Below are 17475 nucleotides of genomic sequence, written 5' to 3' on the forward strand. Positions count from 1 at the left end.
GCGACTTCGCGGCAGAATAATCCTGGCCGCCGGCCTGCTGGCGGCGGTGGCGCTGGCACCGCTGACCCTGACCGGCACCGCCGGCGCGGCAGCGGCACCGACCGCGAGCTTCACCAAGGTGAACGACTGGGGCTCCGGCTGGGAGGGCAGCTACCGGATCACGAACTCCGGCAGCAGCACGATCACCTCGTGGCGGCTGGAGTTCGACCTGCCCGCCGGCACCACCGTCGGCACCTACTGGGACGCGCTGCTGACCAGCAGCGGCCAGCGCCACACCTTCACCAACCGGTCCTGGAACGGCACGGTCGCCCCGGGCGCCTCCGTCACCTTCGGCTTCGTCGCCACCGGCACCGGCACCCCGACCGGCTGCACGCTCAACGGCCAACCCTGCGCCGGCGGCACGACGCCGCCCACGACCCCGCCGCCGTCCACTCCCCCGCCGCCCACCACTCCCCCGCCGACGACCGCGCCGCCCACGACCCCGCCGCCTACCGGCGTCTCGCCGGTCGCGGCCAACGGCCAGCTCCGGGTCTGCGGTCGCCAGCTCTGCAACCGCGACGGCCGGGCGATCCAGTTGCGCGGCATGAGCACGCACGGCATCCAGTGGTACGCGAACTGCGCCACCCCGGCCTCCCTGGACGTGCTCGCCAGGGAGTGGAACGCCGACGTGCTGCGCATCTCGATGTACATCCAGGAGGGCGGGTACGAGACCGACCCGCGCCGCTTCACCGACATGGTGCACCAGTACATCGAGCTGGCCACCGCCCGGGGCATGTACGCCATCGTCGACTGGCACATGCTCAGCCCCGGCGACCCGAACCACAACCTGACCCGGGCACGCACCTTCTTCGCCGAGATCGCCGACCGGCACAAGGACAAGGTCAACGTGCTCTACGAGATCGCCAACGAGCCCAACGGCGTGGCGTGGAGCGCCATCAAGAGCTACGCCGACCAGGTCGTTCCGGTCATCCGCAGCCGAGACCCGGAGGCCGTGGTGCTGGTCGGCACCCCCGACTGGTCCTCCCTCGGCGTCTCCGGCAGCGGCGGCGGGGTGGACACGATCGCGGCGAACCCGGTCGCCGGCGGCAACCTGATGTACGTCTTCCACTTCTACGCCGCCTCGCACGGCAACGCGTACTACGACACCTTCGCCCGGGCCGCCGACCGGCTGCCGCTGTTCGTCACCGAGTTCGGCACCCAGGACTACTCCGGTGACGGCCCGAACGACTTCGCCATGGCCCAGCGCTACCTCGACCTGATGGCCAGCAAGAAGATCAGCTGGACCAACTGGAACTTCTCCGACGACTTCCGTTCCGGCGCGGTCTTCACCACCGGCACCTGCGGCAGCGGCCAGTTCGGCGGCACCAGCCGCCTCAAGCCGGCCGGTGCCTGGATCCGCGACCGCATCCGTACCCCCGACACCTTCTAGGTGTGCCGTTCACGGAGATTGCCAGCTGGACCTGCCGGGTCGTCCGACCCGCCGCCTACGATCGGGCGATGATCGACGCTACGTTGTTTCAGGCCGATGCCTGGCGTCCGTTCGTGACCGCGCTCCGCAACAGCATGCCCCCCGGGGCAGGGGAGGCCGAGTTCCGCGGCACGATGGCGCCGGACACGTTCGGCGGCTCGATCGCCTACGACGGCGACCACCGCCTCCCCGGGCGGGACCTGGAGTGGGGTGAGCAGCCGACGGACATGCTCGGCTCGCTGGCCGAGCTGACCGGCGGGCAGGCCGTCGCGGTGCGCGGCGTCACGACGCGCTCCGGGGCGGCGACCGTGAGCATCGTCCCCAGCGCGCCGCAGGTGTCGTTCGGGATGGGCAGCGACCTGCTGGAGGACGTGCACCTGGTCGCCGGAGCGCATCCGGAGCCGTACCGCCGCGAGCCGGTCCGCTACGACGTGGCCTCCTCCGCCGGCGCCGACGCGGCCACGGTCACCGCGCTGGTCCGACAGCTGCTGCCGGACGCGCGGGGGGCCGACCCGTCGGAGCTGGCCGCAGCGGAGGCGGGCCTCGGCGTCGCGCTGCCCGATGACGTCCGGGCGCTCTTCCTCGCCGCGGCCGAGGGCACCCTGGTCCTGCGGCCCGCCGACCGGGAGCGTTTCTACGGCTTGCGGATCGTGCCGCTGGCCGACGCCGCCGCCCGCGCCTATCTGGAACCGCAGGCCCGGTACCTGTCCTGGAGCTACGGCGCGACCGAGGTCGTCGCGCCCGATCCGCACGGCCGGATGCAGCAGTTGGCGGCCTCGCCGGCGTGGTTCGTGGTCGGCGAGGACGGCGGCGGCAACCTGTACGTCGTCGACCTCGCCCCCGGGCCGCAGGGGACGTTCGGCCAGGTGCTGTTCGTGGACCACGAGATGTCGGCTGGCGCCCGCTGGCTGGCGCCCTCGCTGACCGAGCTGCTCACCGAGCGGCCCGCCACCCTGGCGGAGCTGGGTCCGGAAGACGGGCTGCTGGTGCGGGTCGGATCGCGCAGCGGAAAGACGCTCGCCGATGTCCAGCCGGCGACGGAGGTGCTGTACGTCAGAGCCGGAGCCGTGCCCTCCGACCTGTCCGCGCTGGCCGGCCACCGGCTGCGCACCCTGGTCACCGAATCCGCCGTCGTCGCCAACCTTTCCGCCGTCACCGAGCTGCCCGCGCTGGAATACCTGCAGCTCGACGTCGCGGGCTGGCAGCAGCTGCTGCGCGCCGGGCAGGTCCCGTCGACCCTGCTGGCCGCCGGCCTGAGTGGCCGTGCCGGCTGGACGGACACGGTCGAAGTGGTCAACGGTCTGCTGGCGGCCTGGGAACAGGAGCCGATCCAGGTGATCGACGTTCCGGTGCAGCTCTGATCGCCGTCGCTCGGGCCCGCAGGCCGTACCCGCTGCTCGTCGCCGCGGCGGTCCTGCTGGCGCTCGGCGCGGCCACGGCCTGGGCGGTCGGCGACACGCTGGGGCTGAGCCACTCCCCCGCCGCCGTGCCGCGCGAGGACGCCGTCGCCGCGCCGGCGCGGACGCCCGCACCGGTCCCGCCGCTGGCGTCCCTCGTCGTGCCCGACGAGCCGCGCGTCAGGAAGGCCGCGGCCGCCGTGGCCGACGCGGTCGTCTCCCGCGGCCTGCCCCGGCCGGTGCTCGCCCCCGCCGCGCCGCCCCCGGCCAGGTCCGCGCCGGCCGCGCCGGGCACCGGCGCGGCCCCGGACCTGTCGGCGGTGACCACGCTGCGGGCGGGCGTGCTGGCCACCCTCGGCGGGGCGCCCGAGTCGTACCGGCTCGACGTGCACGGCGCCGAGCTGGCCGTCCACGGCGGCGACGTCGCGGGCGTGGCAGCCGGGATGTACCGGCTGGCCGACCGGATCCGCTCCGGTGCCGAGGCGCTCCCCGCGGCGGACGCGGGTCGGGTGGTCGTCCCCCGGCTCGGCCTGCGGCTGACCGACGCGGGCTCGGTGGGGCGCGAGCCCGACCCGGCCGCCTTCGCCGCCGGCGACGACTACGGACTGAACACCGACGTGGTCGGGTCGGCGGTGCTGCCTGGCGCGCCGTGGGTGGACGCCGACGCGGTGGCCCGCATCGACGCGCAGTTCCGGCAGTTCGTCGACCACTCGGTGGCACAGGGATTCAACGGGATCGTCGTGCCCGGCTTCCTGGAGTACGTCACGTTCGCGAAGGTCGGCGACGGGCGCGCGGTCTACCCACCCGGCGACCCGCACGTCGACCGCGCGCGGGCGATGGTCGCGGCGTTCGGCCCCGTCTTCCGGTACGCCGAGGACATGGGCGTGCGGGTCTTCCTGCTGACCGACATGCTCGCGGTGTCGCCCCCGTTGGAGGCGTACCTGACGCGGACCGTCGGCGGCCTCGACGTGGCCGATCCTCGGCTGTGGGCGGTCTACCAGGCCGGGCTGGCCGAGCTGTTCGGGAGCATGCCGTTCGTCGACGGCCTGATGGTCCGCGTCGGCGAGGGCGGCGAGGTGTACGCCGGGACCGGCTGGGACTACTCGTCGAGGCTCGCGGTCACCACGGAGACGTCCGTGCGCGCGATGCTGCGGGCGCTGCTGGACACCGCGGGCGCGGCCGGCAAGGAGATCATCTTCCGCACCTGGACGGTGGGCGTCGGCGCCGTCGGCGATCTGCACACCAACCCGGAGTCGTACGCGCGGGTGCTCGGCGGGCTCGACGACCCGCACCTGATCGTGTCCACCAAGTACACCCTGGGCGACTTCTACAGCCACCTGCCGCTGAACACCACCCTGCTGGGCGGCGGGCATCGCCGCATCGTGGAGTTCCAGGCCCGGCGGGAGTTCGAGGCGTTCGGCTCGCTGCCCAACGACCTCGGCCCGCTGCACCGCCAGGCGCTGCGCGCGTTCCTCGCCGCCAACCCGAACGTCGAGGGCGTCTGGAACTGGACCCAGGACGGCGGGCCGCTGCGCGCCGGGCCCATGTCGCTGCACCTGCGCGCCGGCTTCTGGCAGCTCTACGACCTCAACACGTACGCCGTCGGCCGCCTGGCCTGGGACCCGCACGCCGACCCGGCGCAGATCACGGCGGACTGGGCGTACCGCACGTTCTCCGGCGACCCGGCCACCGTCGCCGCGATCGGGCAGGCCATGGCGCTGTCCCGGCAGGCGGTCACCAGGGGCCTCTACATCGGCCCGTACGCCGACCGGTCGGTGCGGGCGCTCGGGCTGGAACCGCCGCCCATGATGTGGATCTTCGAGTGGGACATCCCGACCGGCGACTCCGCCGCGTTGGACAGCATCTACGCGGTGACCGGGGGCCGCGTCGACGAGGCGGTCGAGGAGGGCACGCAGGCCGTCGCGCTGGCCCGGCGCATGCGCGACCTGGTCGCCGCGACCGACCCGGCGACCTGGCGCGACGCCGAACTGCGCGGGCGCTTCACCGCGACGCTCGACTACCAGGTCGACCTGTTCGAGACGCTGGGCGCGTACCGGGCCATGGTGCTGCGGCACGCGCAGTGGCTGGACACCGGCTCCCCCGCCGCCCGCCACGACTGGCGGCTGGCCGCGGCGGCGTACCACGACGCACGCGACGCGCACCGGCAGCGCTACGGCGCCGACCTGGACCTGCCCGCGTACAACTTCACCGCCGCCGACCTCGGGGCGCGGCGCGCCGACCGGGACCCGGCGATGGCCTGGGCGGCCCGGGCGTTGCTCGGGTCGATCCTGCTCGTGGCGCTGCTCGGCCTGCGCGGGCGCGGCTTCGGCGCGGCCGCCGCGCGCGGGTTGCTGCTCGGCGCGCTCCGGCCGTGGCGGGTCGCCGCGCTGCCGGCGCCCGGGGCGCGGGCGGACCGGGTGCTGGTGTGGCTGGTCCCGGCCGTGGTGCTGGTGGCGAGCCGGCTCGTGCTGACCTGGTTCGCCGCGCCGGCGCACCTGCTGGTCACCCTCGGCGGGTGGGCGCTGTTCGCCCTCGTCGTACGCCTCGTCGTCGGCCGGCGGGACCCGTTCCACCTGTGGGCCGTGGTCGGCGGCGTCGCGCTGCTGCGCAGCGTGCTGCTGCTGGCCGCGCTCGCCGGGCGCGGACCGGGCGGGTACTGGTTCGCCTTCTGGACCGCTCCGGGCCTGCGCGCGGCGTACGTCACCGTCGCCTTCGCGGCGTTCTACTGGCTGTTCGTGGCCGCTGCCGTGGTCCTGCGGGACCGGTACGCCCTGCGCCGGCGAAGCGCCGTCGGGCTGACCCTCACCGCCGCGGGCGTGTCCCTCGGCGTGCTGTCCGCCCTGGTCTCGGTGGTGGGCCTGGAACGCGCGCTGACGGTGTGGAACGACCAGCTCGCGCTGCTGCCCTGGGGCCTGTCCCGCATCCTCGGCATCACCGTGCACCTGGGCATCCCCGCCCAACTCCCCGCGTACACCGCCGCCGCCGGAGCCGCCCTCGCCGCCGCCGGCCTGCTGGTGTCCCTCGGCCGGCCGGCGGAGGGCTCCCGCCGGCCGGCCGACGGCGTCACCGGCCGTAGACCTCGAACTCGTGCAGCGAGAACCCGTACGAGGTGGCCCGTTTGAGGCCGTACACCCGCACGTAGCGGGCGGCGACCGGGGCGAATGTGGCGTTGTCGACGCCGCCGTTGCCGGTGGCGGTGGCGAACACCGGCGTCCAGGAGTTGCCGTCGCCGGAGACCTCGATCCGGTACGACGTGCCGTACGCCGACTCCCAGCGCAGCACCGCCCGGCTGACGGTGCGGGCCGCCCCGAGGTCGACCCGGAGCCACTGGTTGTCGTTGTAGCTGCTGGCCCAGCGGCTGCTCAGGCTGCCGTCGACCGCCTTGTCCGGCGTGTGGCTGGTCAGGAACTGGGTGCTCGACGCGGTGGCCGGGCGGCCCTGGGCCAGGTTGGTGACGTCGTCGCCCCGGCGGGCCGGGAACGAGACGACCTGCTGGTAGGTGGGGCGGTTCTGCCAGGCGATCACCGGGTGGGTGATGCCGCCGAGCCCGGAATGGGCGATCGAGTCGGCGCACCACTGGTCGCCGGCGGAGCAGGACTTGTCGCCCGGGTAGACGGTGGTGGCCGGCACGGCCGCCGCCTGTCCGAGCGCGCCGAGCAGCGCCGTCCGGCACGCGGCCAGGTTGCCGCCGCCGCAGTACGCCCGCCCGAGGCCGCCGGCCACCGGGTCGCCGAGCACGGTGCGCACGTCCTTGTCGACGTAGCCCCACCAGCCGTACTGGAACGACGAGCCCTTGTGCGCCTGACCCTGCAACGCCCAGCTCGCGGCGCCGTCGCGCCCGCCGTTCTGGCCGCCCGACGGCGCCTCGTTGATCTCGATGGCGTCGACCAGTGCGGCGTAGAGGTCCGGCCCGAGGCCGGGGCGGAACTGCGCCGAGGCGAGCAGCGGCCACCACGCGTCGAAGATCCGGATGGCGTCGGCGTGCTGGTAGACCTTCGAGCCGGGCGTGGTCTCCACCCGCCGGGCGCCGGCCTGCTGCCAGGCCCGCAGCTTGCCGATCGCGTCGGCCAGCGCCGGGTCGGTGACCGGCGCGCTGTCGAGCACCCGCAGCAGGTCGCCGAGGACCTGCTGGCCGCGCAGGTCGGTCACCGCCGCGTCCGCCATGATCTTCACGACGTCGGCGCGGCCGAGCTTGCGCTGGGCGATCGCCGCGCGCACCGGGCCGTCGAGCAACTGACCCCGGTGTACGGAGCCGAAGCTGAAGTTGCCGTCCGCCGCCCCGAAGTCCCGCGCCTGCTTGTTGTTCCAGCTCACGTAGTAGTCCTGGTTGACCGACTGCGGGTGCGCCGAGAGCGGGGCGTAGGTGGCGTCGTTGGTGTCCGGGTTCCAGCCGACCCACTCGTACGCCGGCTCGGCCTTCGCCGGCAGGTTCGGGTCCATGGTGGCCGGGCGGACCGGGTTCGAGCCGGAGTTGAAGTACGCCGCCTCGGTGGAGTTGACGTAGAACCAGTTGAACGCGTACCCGACGTTCGCGGCGGACGCCTGGAACGCCGCCGCGCCGCCCATCGCCGACGGGTCGTTGAAGGCCTGGAAGCCGATCGCCGAGTCGGCCTCGTGCCGGTAGGTGGAGCGCAGCTTGGTGAACGCGGTCGGCTGCCCGTTCACCAGTCCCCGGTAGGCGACCAGCCCGTACCTGGTGCGCAGCGCGCGCAGCGTGTAGGACCCGGCCGGGGTGGAGTCGGCCAGCGTCGGCGACCAGGAGTTGCGCTGCTCCAGCGTCTCCATGGCGAGGCACTGGCCGTGGTAGAGGTAGCGGTTGCTGCGCAGCGTCGGCGCGCTGCCGTCGGTGGTGCACAGCGGCACCGCGTAGGTGTCGGTGAGGTCCTGCGAGGCGGAGGTGGCGCTCCACGCGTAGTCCTGGCCGCGGCCGAGCAGCACGTAGAGGTTCAGCCCGGCGAACGCGGCGCCGCGCGCGCTGATGCCCGGCCCCTGCAACTCCTGGAGCATCAGCAGTTGCGGGGCGAAGTAGCCGGTCTGCGGGCCGAACACGGCGACCGGGTTGCCGGTGGTGGTGTGCCGTCCGGAGACCACGACCGCGTTGGACATGCCGTGTGCGCGCAGGTTGGCCAGGCCGCCGATCAGCTCCTGGGTGGCGGTGCTGGCGCCGGTGCGCGCGGCGGCCCCGCCGGTCTGGTCGTAGGCGAGCGGCTCGGCGACCACCATGCCGGCGTCGGGGAGCACCGCGCTGGTCGCGCCGGGCGGCGTCGCGCCGTACGGGAAGCTCTGCCCGTCGTGCAGGGTCAGCACGGTCTCCGGGTCGTTCTGCGACCGGAACGCCGCCCACACCCGGTCGCCCTCGACGGCGCCGTACTTGGCCCGGGCGGCCACCCGGACCAGCGCGGACTGGATCTCGCTGCCGCCGCCCCCGCCGAAGAGGCCGCCGATCACGCCGGCGGTGGCGATCAGGTCGGTCATCGTGAAGTGCTTCGGTTTGCCGGCGCCGGCGAGCACGTACTCGCCGGGGTAGTTGTCGTCGGCGATCGACTTGTCGATGTAGGCGTTGATGCCGGCGATGTAGTCGACCACGTCGGTGTAGAGCTGCTGGCCCCGGGCGCCCTTGGTGCGCAGCGCGTTCACCTGGGCCTGGAGGTCCGCCTCGGTGTAGGGCGAGTTGGCCCAGACGCTCTGTTCCAGCTCCCGGTTGCCGGGGGCGCCGCCGGCGAACGAGGTGACCTTGCCGCGGCCGACGTGCCGCAGCAGGTCCATGACCCAGAGCCGGTCCTGGGCCCCGGCATAGCCGGCGCCGAACATGGTGCCGGCGCGGGTGGTGCCGGTGATGCGCGGGACGCCGGTGGCCTTGTCCCGCACGATGGTGACGTCGGCGCGCGGCGAGACGGTGCTCTCGACCTGCGCGGCGGGAACGCCGAAGGAGGCGTCGTTGAAGAAGTGGGCGATCTGCTCGTCGGTCAGCCCGGCGTAGTTGTAGACCAGGTTCGCGTACTCGTCGAGCTGGTCGCTGGAGTGCGCGGGGCGGGTGCCGAGCGCCTGGTGGGCCAGGATGGCGGCCAGCGTCGCGTTGCCGTTCTGCCCGGGCGGCAGGATGTCGGCGCACTGGCCGAGGCAGTAGTCGTTGGCGGCGAACGTGCTGGCTGCCAGCGCCGGTGACGGCGGGGTGACGGTCAGGACGCTCGCGGTCAGGACGGCGGCGGTGAACGCCGCGAGTTTGGCGCGGAGTGGGGGACGGGGCATGAGAATTCCTCCGGGGGACGCGGAGTCGGCCTTCGGTACGCCCGGCTGCCGTGCCGACGTCTCGCCCTCCGCGCCCGGGCGTTCCACCCGGAGGTGAGATTGGCTCATATCTATCTCGGGGCAATGATCGGCGGCCGACCACCGCCCGGGATAGCAGTCGTTCACCAACCGCCAATGTCGACGTTTCGCCCGCCGGCGCCGCTCCCCGGAGGTGTCGGTCGGGTGAGTCGCCGGTTGCGATGCGCGAGTCCGCTTCAGGGCTGGTCGGTTCAGGCTTGCGGGCGGCTGGTCGCTCGCGCGGGGCCGGCGCGCACCGTACGCCTGTGACCAGGGCCGCAGGCAGTTCCGCTTTGATCCACTACGGTGGTGGAGCTGCCACACCTGACCGGAGGACGCACATGGCCCGCCCCTACAGACCCGGACCGAAGCAGTTCGTCTTCTCGGTGGGTGATGGCAACGATCAACAGGTCTCGGTGGGTGACCCCCAGGAGGCCTACGTAGCGTTCTCCGCGTTCTTCCGGGGTCGCGAGTCCGACACCTACACCATCAGGGATGAGCCGGCGGGGCAGAGTCTGGTACTCATGCCCCGGCTGGGGGTGATTTCCCGGAACAAGGGCGCGGACCGACCCCGGTCGGAACACCTCCAGGTCGACAGGCCCAACCGCTACCTCCCGAGCGCGATGCTGTTCTTCGAGAACGGATACGCCGGCCTCGACCGATTCGGCCAGTGGTTCTCCGACCTCTCGGACCTCGACGCGTCACCCGAGACCCGCGGTGCCGCCCGCGCCGCCGCGATCACGACGGAAGCAGCGGCGATCGAAGAAGTCGGCCGGATCTGGGCGGATTCGGGTTGCGTCGACCCGAGCGACCAGTACTACGTCTTCTTCGAGTCGCACGATGTCGACGACGACCGGGCCGAACGAGCCGAACTGCTCCAGTTGATCGAATTCCTCGGTCTCGAACGAGTCGACGCCCCGGCCGGGGCCGCCGGGGGCGAGGTCTGGGTACGCACCGACCCACGCCTCGACGTCGAAGCTGCACGGTGGTCGTGAACAGCCGGTGCAGGGAGGCCTGAGCGGTGAGAGACGTCGTGTTCACGCGTCGCAGCGGCTGGATCCCGAACGTGGTCCGCGAGGACGGCGAGCTCAAGCTGATGCTCGCCGCCGGGGCCGACGCCAACCATGAGCCCCGCACCTTCACGTTCCCGATCGGGGCGGCCCATCTCGCGGTGATCCGGGAGGACCTGGCCCGACACCTGCTGCTGTGGAGTGCGCTCCTTCCGCTGTGCGATGCCGCCGGAACCCGGGGCCGGCTCGACGAGGACGCCGCCGTCGCGCTCCTGGACCCGGTCCTGCTCACCTCGCCCGCGGACGTCGACACGCTCTTCCGGCGCATCCCGTGGGACAGGAGCCGGCTCGTCGCCCATGGCGCCGACATCGAGCTACTGGAGCGCGGTCAGGTCTGCGAGGCGATGCGCGCGGCGACGGAGGGGTCGAACGAGAAACGTGCCCAGGAGTATCACGCCGACCGCCGTCGCGCCGAGCGCGGAGCAGTCCTCGGGCCACTCGACGCCGCGATTCTGCGGTACACGGGCCAGTATCTGCATGGCGCGACGATTCCCAGGCGGATACCCGATGCCGTCGACCCCGCGCTGCTCCCCCAGGTCATGCGTGTGATCGCCACCGCGGAGCAGGCATGCGCCGGGATGCGGGTCGGCCTCGATCCGCGGCGGGGACACCGGGCCACGGACAAGCGCGACTGGGACCGGATGGCGGCGACGGTCGACGCGGCCGTGCGCCGCGCGTACCCCGAACTCGCCGATGACGCGGTGCGGACGGTGAGCTTTCTGATGTGCTCGGAGGCTGCGGACCGCTCCAGGAGCACCCCGGCGGAAGACGAGGAGGCTGCCGACGACCACGCCGACCTCGGTGCGAGTGCGGGAAAGGCGGCCCTGTCGTTCACCGATGACAAGGGCGGCGAGAAGAAGTGGCTACGGGACGGTCCCCGCACCGCCTCCGCCGAGTTCTGGGAGTTCGTCGCCGATCGCTCTGCCGCGGACAACGAGGTGTTCACCATCGAGGACGAGGAGATGGGCGAGGGGATCCAGCTGCACTTCTACGCGGACTCCATCGCCCGGATCACGACGGTGCGACACGGGGAAGCCGGGTCGGATCCGCAGTACCAGGTCGAGTACAGCCTGGTCGACGGGATCGGCGGGTACCGGCACCTGGTGAGCGCCTTCGTCCGCGGCGGCTGCGCCGCACTCGAACAGCACGGTCCCTGGATGTCGGATGTCGCCGAGTTCGAGCGGGCGCGCCGTCGGCGCGCCGCCCGGTAGCCAGAGAGGCAACCCACGCTCGCCAGCGAAGGGCTCGAGACCTGCGCGGGGCGTGGCTCCACATCGGGGAACAGAACGCCTCTCCGGGCGAGCGCGCCGGCTGGGAGTTGGATGCCGGCACGCCCGCCTGGACGGGGTCAGTCGATCGTCTTGACCACCCGTGCGGGCACTCCCGCGACCAGGGTGCGGGCAGGCACGTCACGAGTGACGACAGCGCCGGCGGCCACGACCGCTCCGGCACCGATGGTCACGCCCTGAGTGACCACGGCGGCCGCGCCGATCCAGACGTCATCCTCGATCACGATCGGAGCGTTGGTGACGTACTCGCGCCGCTCGGCCAGCGGCAGAGGGTGGCCGCCGGTGATGAGGCTGACCTTCGGGGCGATCATGACATTGTCGCCAATGCGGATGCCGCCGTGGTCCATGAACGTGCAGCCCTGGTTGACGAAGACGTTCTTCCCGAACGTCGTGCCCAGGCCGTACTCGGTGAAGAAGGGCGGGTAGATCGTCACCGACTCTGGCAACGCAGCACCGAAGACAACCATCAGTAGTTCAGCGCGGCCCTCGGCGTCGCTGAACGGCAGCGCGTTCAACCGCGAGGTCGCGTCGGTCACCTGTGCGATCCGCTCCGCATAGCGCGCGAACTCGGGTGTCTGGACAAACATGACCTGGTCTGTGGTGGTGGGCATGCGCTGATCACAACACCTCTGGGAAGGCGCGATCAAACAACCCCGCACGCACCCAGACACAACCACTGGTTGTGCCCGTAGAGTGGGGTGTGGACGTCGAAGCGCTGCGCACCTTCGTGGCCGTGGCCGGGGCCGGCCAGTTCCAGGCCGCGGCCGACGAGCTCGGGATCAGCCAGCAGGCGGCCTCCAAGCGGGTCGCGGCCCTGGAGAAACACCTGGGAGTCGCACTGCTGGTACGCACCTCCCGCGGCTCCCGGCTGAGCCTGGACGGGCAGGTCTTCCTGCCGCACGCCAAGAAGGTGCTGTCCGCCGTCGAGCAGGCCAAACAGGCCACGCGCCCCGGGGTTCGCCCGCTGCGCGTGGACGTCCTCAACCGGCGCATCGCTCCGGCCCAGGCCGTCTACCGCTTCTACCGATCCCGTCCAGAGGCCACCCTGGACGCGGTCACGTTGAACGAGGAGAACGCCGTCCAGGCCGCCCGGGCCGTACTCGAAGGAACGATCGACGCCTCGTTCCGCGCCCTGGCCACGGACCAGGTCCCGGCCGGAATCAGCGCCGAACGGCTCCTGGACTCGCCCTTGGAGCTCCTGGTCGGGCCCAATCACCCGCTGGCCAGCGCGACCTGGGTCAGGCCCGCCGACCTGGCCGGACACCGAATCTGGATCCCCGGGATCAGGCCGGGCACCGAGTGGGCGCAGTTCTACCGGTCGCTGTCGCAGGCCTTCGGCCTGGGTATCGACGCGCTCGGCCCCAACTTCGGCGACGAAGCCCTGATGGACGCCCTGGCGGACTCGGCCTCGCTGGCAACCCTGGTCGGCAGCGGGGACCGCTACCTATGGCCCCAGAACTACCACCTGAGCCGCATCCCGCTGCGCGAACCGACCCCGCTATACCCGCACGTGCTGCTCACCCGCACCGGGGACCAGCACCCCGTGCTGACCGCGTTGCGGGACCACCTTCGAGCCTCAGGACCGCGAACCACCGATGACGTGTGGGTCCCGGACTGGGTGACCCAGTGACCAGCCGCCCGATTCACCCGCGCCGACAGGGACTCAGCGGGCCGTGTGGAGCGGCTGTGCCGATCGACTCGGGGCTGGCGAATTGTCGAACAGAGCGCCCAGTGCGACGGCGGACTCGTCGGTCAGGCGGTAGACGCCCTGGAGGCTGACGGAGCGTTCGAGACGACCGTCGACGACGTACTTCAGGGTGCGCTGGTCACCGCGCCGGTTGCGCCAGGTCAGCGTGCCGAGCAGGTCACCGGGAACGGTGACGTCGAAGCGGATCGGGGTGGCCTCGACATGCACCGGGACCGCTCCGCACCCGTCCGCACCGAGCATCGCCCAGGCGTCGTGGCCCGGATGGGCCGGGTCCCGCCAGGTCACCGGGGCGCTGCCGCAGCAGTCGCGCCGCTGCTTGTCGACGACGCGGAGGCGGCTCACCACGTGCAGCACGCAACGGTTGACGTGCAGCGCGAAGACGGAGTCGCCGACCCCGACGCTGGTCCAACTGGGCAGGGACTGGTGCACGCCGCTGAACGCAACCGGAGGCCGCTCGCCGACCCGGTGCCTGCGCAGTTCCCGGCAGACGTCCTGGGTCCACAGCGCGGTGAAGGCAGCCGACATGGCCGTGATCGTAGGAGCCCCAACCGACAGTTCCGGCCGTGACGCCATCGGCCGCAAGCGGACCACGGCGCCCGTCCCCGCACTGTGGACAGAATCGTCACCGCCGCCTGTTACCTTCGCACCTCCCCGACGCGGAAGGGTTGCCGCAGTGGAACGCACCACGGCCTACACCGACTCCTGGTACCCACAGCCCGACCCGGTCGAGCGGGAGGATGGCCGCCGGCTGACGAACCAGCACTGGGTACGCGTGGCGGCGGTGTGGCTGCTGGCGACGTGGTCGGCGGAGCAGGCTGCCGGCTGGTCGTCGACGGTGGTGTCCGGGCGGACCAGGTCCCGCCGGGACCAGCAGTGGCCGGAGCCGCCGCCGTTGACGGAGATCGCGGATGCCGCCCGCCTTCCGGAGGTCACCGGCGCGACGGTGCTGACCAGTCGGGTGTCGGTCGGGCCGGGGCGGTCGTACGAGCCGGCGCGCACCGACGAGGAGGTGGCGACCGAACTCGTCAGCCTGATCTCGGCCGTGGTGGGGACACCCGACCGGCGCGTGGAAGTGCTGGTGCGGTTCCTCGCCGACGAGTTGGCCGGCCCGTACGCCGATCTGCTCCGGCTGACCACCGACAGCGAGCGGCCGGACGAGCCGGACCGGCCGGAGCCGCTGCACCTGCTGCACCGCGACTTCGACGGCAGCACCCTGCGGGTCTCGCTGCATCCGGCTCCGGAGATTCGACAGCCGCCGGTCGTCGACTCCGATGGCGCCGACGCCGCCCTGCGGACCCGGCTGGCCTGCATCATGACGTTGCTGAGCGACCTGCTCTGGGTCAACAACAACAGCCCGGTCACCTTCCGGTTCCGGATCGGCCGGCTCGACCCCGGGGACGGCGATCCGGTGGCCGCCGCGGCCCGCTGGTGGGTCGCGAACCGCGAGGACGCGGACGAACACGACGAGGAGGCGTTCCGGCCCGTACCGGCCGCCGACCTGCGTGCCGGTCTCCGCAATCTGGTACGCCTGCACCTGAGCGAGCTGTTCGACGGGAGCTGGGACGGCATCGACGAGTTTCCGGAGCTTCCAGCCGACCACCTCGCGACGTTCCTGGGCGACGACCTGATCGATCTCGTCCTGGCCCGGATGGGCGCCGGCGTCCACATCGGCTACGCCGGCCTGCTTCCGACGACCTGGCCACCCGCCGACGAGGACTTCGAGGAAGATCCACAGACCACCGTGCTGCTGGTCGACCGGCACGAGGTCGCGGTCCTGGAGGTCGACATGACCTGCTGAACCGGTCACGCGGGCGAGCCGGACGCCAAGCGGGTCGGTGGGACGATCGCCCGGCAGCCACGACCGGAGTACGGGGTCCGGTCGCGGCTGCCGGGCGGCAGCGTCAGCGCTGCGGCAGTGGCCTGACCAGGGTCGGTGCGCCCGGCGCCGGGACGACCGCCGGCACCCGGGCGGCGGTGGCGGTCCGCGCCGCGACGGCGCTCTCCCCGACCAGTGCCGTGTTCAGGAACCTGCCGGCCGCCTCCCCGATCGGGTCCGGCGTGCCGGGCAGCGCGTAGTGCGTCACGTTCTGGGCGAGGCTCACCTGCCGCCGACCGTCCGGAGTGTGCAGCGAGATGGCGCTGTGCCCGAAGACCAGGCCGTCGTGCCCCCAGACGTCGCCGGTGGGCCAGGTCATCCGGTAGAGGCCGAGCCCGTAGCCGCCGGCCTCCGGCAGAGCCGGGTCGAACGGCACGGTGGTCTTCATCGCGGCCAGTTGAGCCGGGCGGAGCAGCCGGCCACCGAGCAGCGCCCGGAAGAAGGTGTTCAGGTCGGCCATGGTCGACACGAGCGCCCCGGCCGTCCATGCCCAGGACATGTTGCTGACGCTGAAATCGCGCAGCTCACCCTCGTACCACGGGACGTAGCCCCTGCTGTGTGGGCCGGCGATCCGGGGACGCACGCCGGGGAAGTACGTCTGGCGCAGCCCGAGCGGCCGGAGGATCCGCCGGTGCACCTCGTCGGTGGCGGACCGGCGGGTGACCCGCTCGATGATCAGCCCGGCCAGGATGTAATTGGTGTTCGAGTAGGAGAAGGCCGCGCCCGGTGCCCCGGTCGGCGGCTGACCGAGGCCGGCCTGGACGAGTTGACGCGGCGTGAACGTGGTGGACCGGTGCCGCTCGATGTCCTCCGGGGTGGCGAAGATGACGTGGTCGTAGTCGCTGATGCCGCTGGTGTGGTCGAGCAGCATCCGGACGGTCACTCCGGCGACCGCGAACTCCGGAAGGTACCGGCCGATCGGGGCGTCCAGCGCGATCCGACGCTCACCGACGAGTTGCAGCAGCGTCGCGGCCACGAAGGTCTTGGTGATGCTGCCGACCCGGTGCTGGAACCCGGGCAGCACCGGTCGACCGGTCGTCACGTCGGCCACCCCGCTGGCACCCCGCCACCGGTCCCGTCCGTCGCGCGCCTCGGCGAACACACCGGGCATGCCGGCCTCGGTGATCGCGCGCAGGTCGGCGGTGAGCGCCGCGTCCGGCAGCGACCCGGCGGGCGGACGGCCGGCCGCGAGTGCCGGGCCGGCACCGGCCAGCAGGGGCGTCGCGAGTGCCGTACCGGTGGTGGCCAGCAGGAAACTGCGGCGTGACAGGTGCATGTCGCCTCCCGTGTGACGTGACTGCTGCCCATCGTGCCCCGGGCCGACAACCGGAAACGTCAGTCTGCGGACCCATGTCGGCCTCCCCACTGGGAATGACCCGGGCTCCGACCCACGCGGGAGAGTCCCAGCTGTCCGTCGACAGAGCGTCCTGCTGACGGCACAGCCGAAGTACTTTCGTCGACAACCATCGATAGGATGACGCAATGACCGTTCGACGACTGCTACTGCACACGACGGCGGCCTGCCTCGCGGCGACCGCGCTGACGGCCCTCGTGCCGGCCGGGCCGGCGCAGGCGGCCTGCACGACGAGCAGCTTCACCGTCGTCTGGGACTACGCGGGTATGTACACCGCCCCCGACGAGTCGACCCTCTACGGCACCCGCCGCTACGGACAGGTCGTCACTGGCCCCACCGGCAACACCGCCAACGGCTGGACACTCACCTACGACTACTGGAACGGCCTGGCACTCTGGGCCTACATGAAGGACGCCGCGTTGCAGTACCGCGGCTGCGCCTGAAGCGGAACCGACGGGCCGGTCGGCACAGGGACGCATTTGGCTCGCTCGCGCGCCGGGCATCACACCCTGCGCCCCTGCGGGTTTCCGCCCCGCATGACTTCGATACATCACCCACCGAGGGGTCGCCCAGGGGCGGGGGCCCCGGCCGGGCAGGCAACGGTGGCCCCCGAGCGTGGGTAAGTAGTGATGTCGGCAAAACTACTGACGACGCCCCGCACCGGCCGCCGGAAGAATCTCTGCCATCCCGGCGTGCCCGGGCCTCATCCACCTTGAAGGGAGGTGACCACATGCCGATCGAACGAGAAGACGACGAGTTCGAGCTCGACGATCTCGACCTCAGCGGCCTGACCGTGACGGTCATGCGCGACACCGTCGCGATCCCGGAGACCGGGGCGTCCCGGATCAGCGCGTGCCTGGCGTCCTGCTCCTGCTCCATCAGTCCGGACGAGCCGATGCTGTAGCCGCCGTGGAGCGCGAACCGCGCTGCCTGAGTGACGAGGCGACTGTCGCCGGGCCCGGCGACAGTCGCCCTTTCAATCCCGGACCACTTCCGACGACCCCAGC

The 17475-nt window shown here is 72.3% G+C and carries 13 protein-coding genes; 9 read left to right on the top strand and 4 right to left on the bottom strand.

Translation table 11 applies throughout. From position 1 onward, the window contains the following. Nucleotides 1-19 precede the first annotated feature (19 nt). The 3 genes from EV374_RS10855 (at nt 20) to EV374_RS10865 (ending at nt 5987) form a co-directional block, all read left to right on the top strand. Nucleotides 20-1429 carry a cellulase family glycosylhydrolase gene (locus EV374_RS10855; RefSeq protein WP_207914083.1) on the top strand — a complete coding sequence of 470 codons (1410 nt, stop codon included), beginning with the start codon at nt 20-22 and terminating at the stop codon, nt 1427-1429. 68 nt (nt 1430-1497) lie between these two features. Beyond that, complete coding sequence (locus EV374_RS10860; protein WP_132234184.1) at nt 1498-2829, top strand: SMI1/KNR4 family protein; 1332 nt, start codon at nt 1498-1500, stop codon at nt 2827-2829. Nucleotides 2830-2954: 125 nt separating this feature from the next. Continuing rightward, nucleotides 2955-5987, top strand: coding sequence for a hypothetical protein (locus tag EV374_RS10865; protein WP_486485692.1), 3033 nt, complete (start codon nt 2955-2957; stop codon nt 5985-5987). Here the strand turns inward: EV374_RS10865 and EV374_RS10870 are convergent. Further along, entirely contained in the window at nt 5929-9114 is a 3186-nt protein-coding gene (locus tag EV374_RS10870; protein ID WP_132234186.1) for a penicillin acylase family protein, read from the bottom strand. The genes EV374_RS10865 and EV374_RS10870 overlap by 59 nt on opposite strands. A gap of 398 nt (nt 9115-9512) precedes the next feature. Between EV374_RS10870 and EV374_RS10875 the strand changes: the two genes are divergently transcribed. Continuing rightward, nucleotides 9513-10166 carry a hypothetical protein gene (locus EV374_RS10875; protein WP_132234188.1) on the top strand — a complete coding sequence of 218 codons (654 nt, stop codon included), beginning with the start codon at nt 9513-9515 and terminating at the stop codon, nt 10164-10166. 38 nt (nt 10167-10204) lie between these two features. Then, entirely contained in the window at nt 10205-11452 is a 1248-nt protein-coding gene (locus EV374_RS10880; protein WP_486485708.1) for a DUF6357 family protein, read from the top strand. Nucleotides 11453-11589: 137 nt separating this feature from the next. On the opposite strand, the gene EV374_RS10885 is transcribed toward EV374_RS10880, so the two are convergent. After that, complete coding sequence (locus EV374_RS10885; protein ID WP_165947753.1) at nt 11590-12141, bottom strand: sugar O-acetyltransferase; 552 nt, start codon at nt 12139-12141, stop codon at nt 11590-11592. A gap of 89 nt (nt 12142-12230) precedes the next feature. On the opposite strand from EV374_RS10885, the gene EV374_RS10890 reads away from it, so the two are divergent. Next, entirely contained in the window at nt 12231-13160 is a 930-nt protein-coding gene (locus tag EV374_RS10890) for a LysR family transcriptional regulator (RefSeq protein ID WP_132234192.1), read from the top strand. A gap of 33 nt (nt 13161-13193) precedes the next feature. On the opposite strand, the gene EV374_RS10895 is transcribed toward EV374_RS10890, so the two are convergent. Beyond that, entirely contained in the window at nt 13194-13763 is a 570-nt protein-coding gene (locus tag EV374_RS10895) for a hypothetical protein (RefSeq protein WP_132234194.1), read from the bottom strand. 148 nt (nt 13764-13911) lie between these two features. Between EV374_RS10895 and EV374_RS10900 the strand changes: the two genes are divergently transcribed. Continuing rightward, on the top strand, nt 13912-15036 hold the full coding sequence (locus tag EV374_RS10900) for a hypothetical protein (RefSeq protein ID WP_132234196.1): 1125 nt from the start codon (nt 13912-13914) through the stop codon (nt 15034-15036). A gap of 103 nt (nt 15037-15139) precedes the next feature. On the opposite strand, the gene EV374_RS10905 is transcribed toward EV374_RS10900, so the two are convergent. Further along, nucleotides 15140-16390: a serine hydrolase domain-containing protein gene (locus EV374_RS10905; RefSeq protein ID WP_132234198.1), complete on the bottom strand. Its 1251-nt coding sequence runs from the start codon at nt 16388-16390 to the stop codon at nt 15140-15142. A 206-nt stretch (nt 16391-16596) separates the two neighbouring features. Here EV374_RS10905 and EV374_RS10910 point away from each other — a divergent pair, with 206 nt between their 5' ends. Together EV374_RS10910 and EV374_RS10915 are read left to right on the top strand one after the other, a co-directional pair. Next, nucleotides 16597-16911 carry a hypothetical protein gene (locus EV374_RS10910; RefSeq protein WP_132234200.1) on the top strand — a complete coding sequence of 105 codons (315 nt, stop codon included), beginning with the start codon at nt 16597-16599 and terminating at the stop codon, nt 16909-16911. A gap of 287 nt (nt 16912-17198) precedes the next feature. Then, complete coding sequence (locus tag EV374_RS10915; protein WP_132234202.1) at nt 17199-17372, top strand: thiazolylpeptide-type bacteriocin; 174 nt, start codon at nt 17199-17201, stop codon at nt 17370-17372. Nucleotides 17373-17475: the final 103 nt, after the last annotated feature.

The organism is Micromonospora sp. CNZ303 (genome assembly GCF_004345505.1).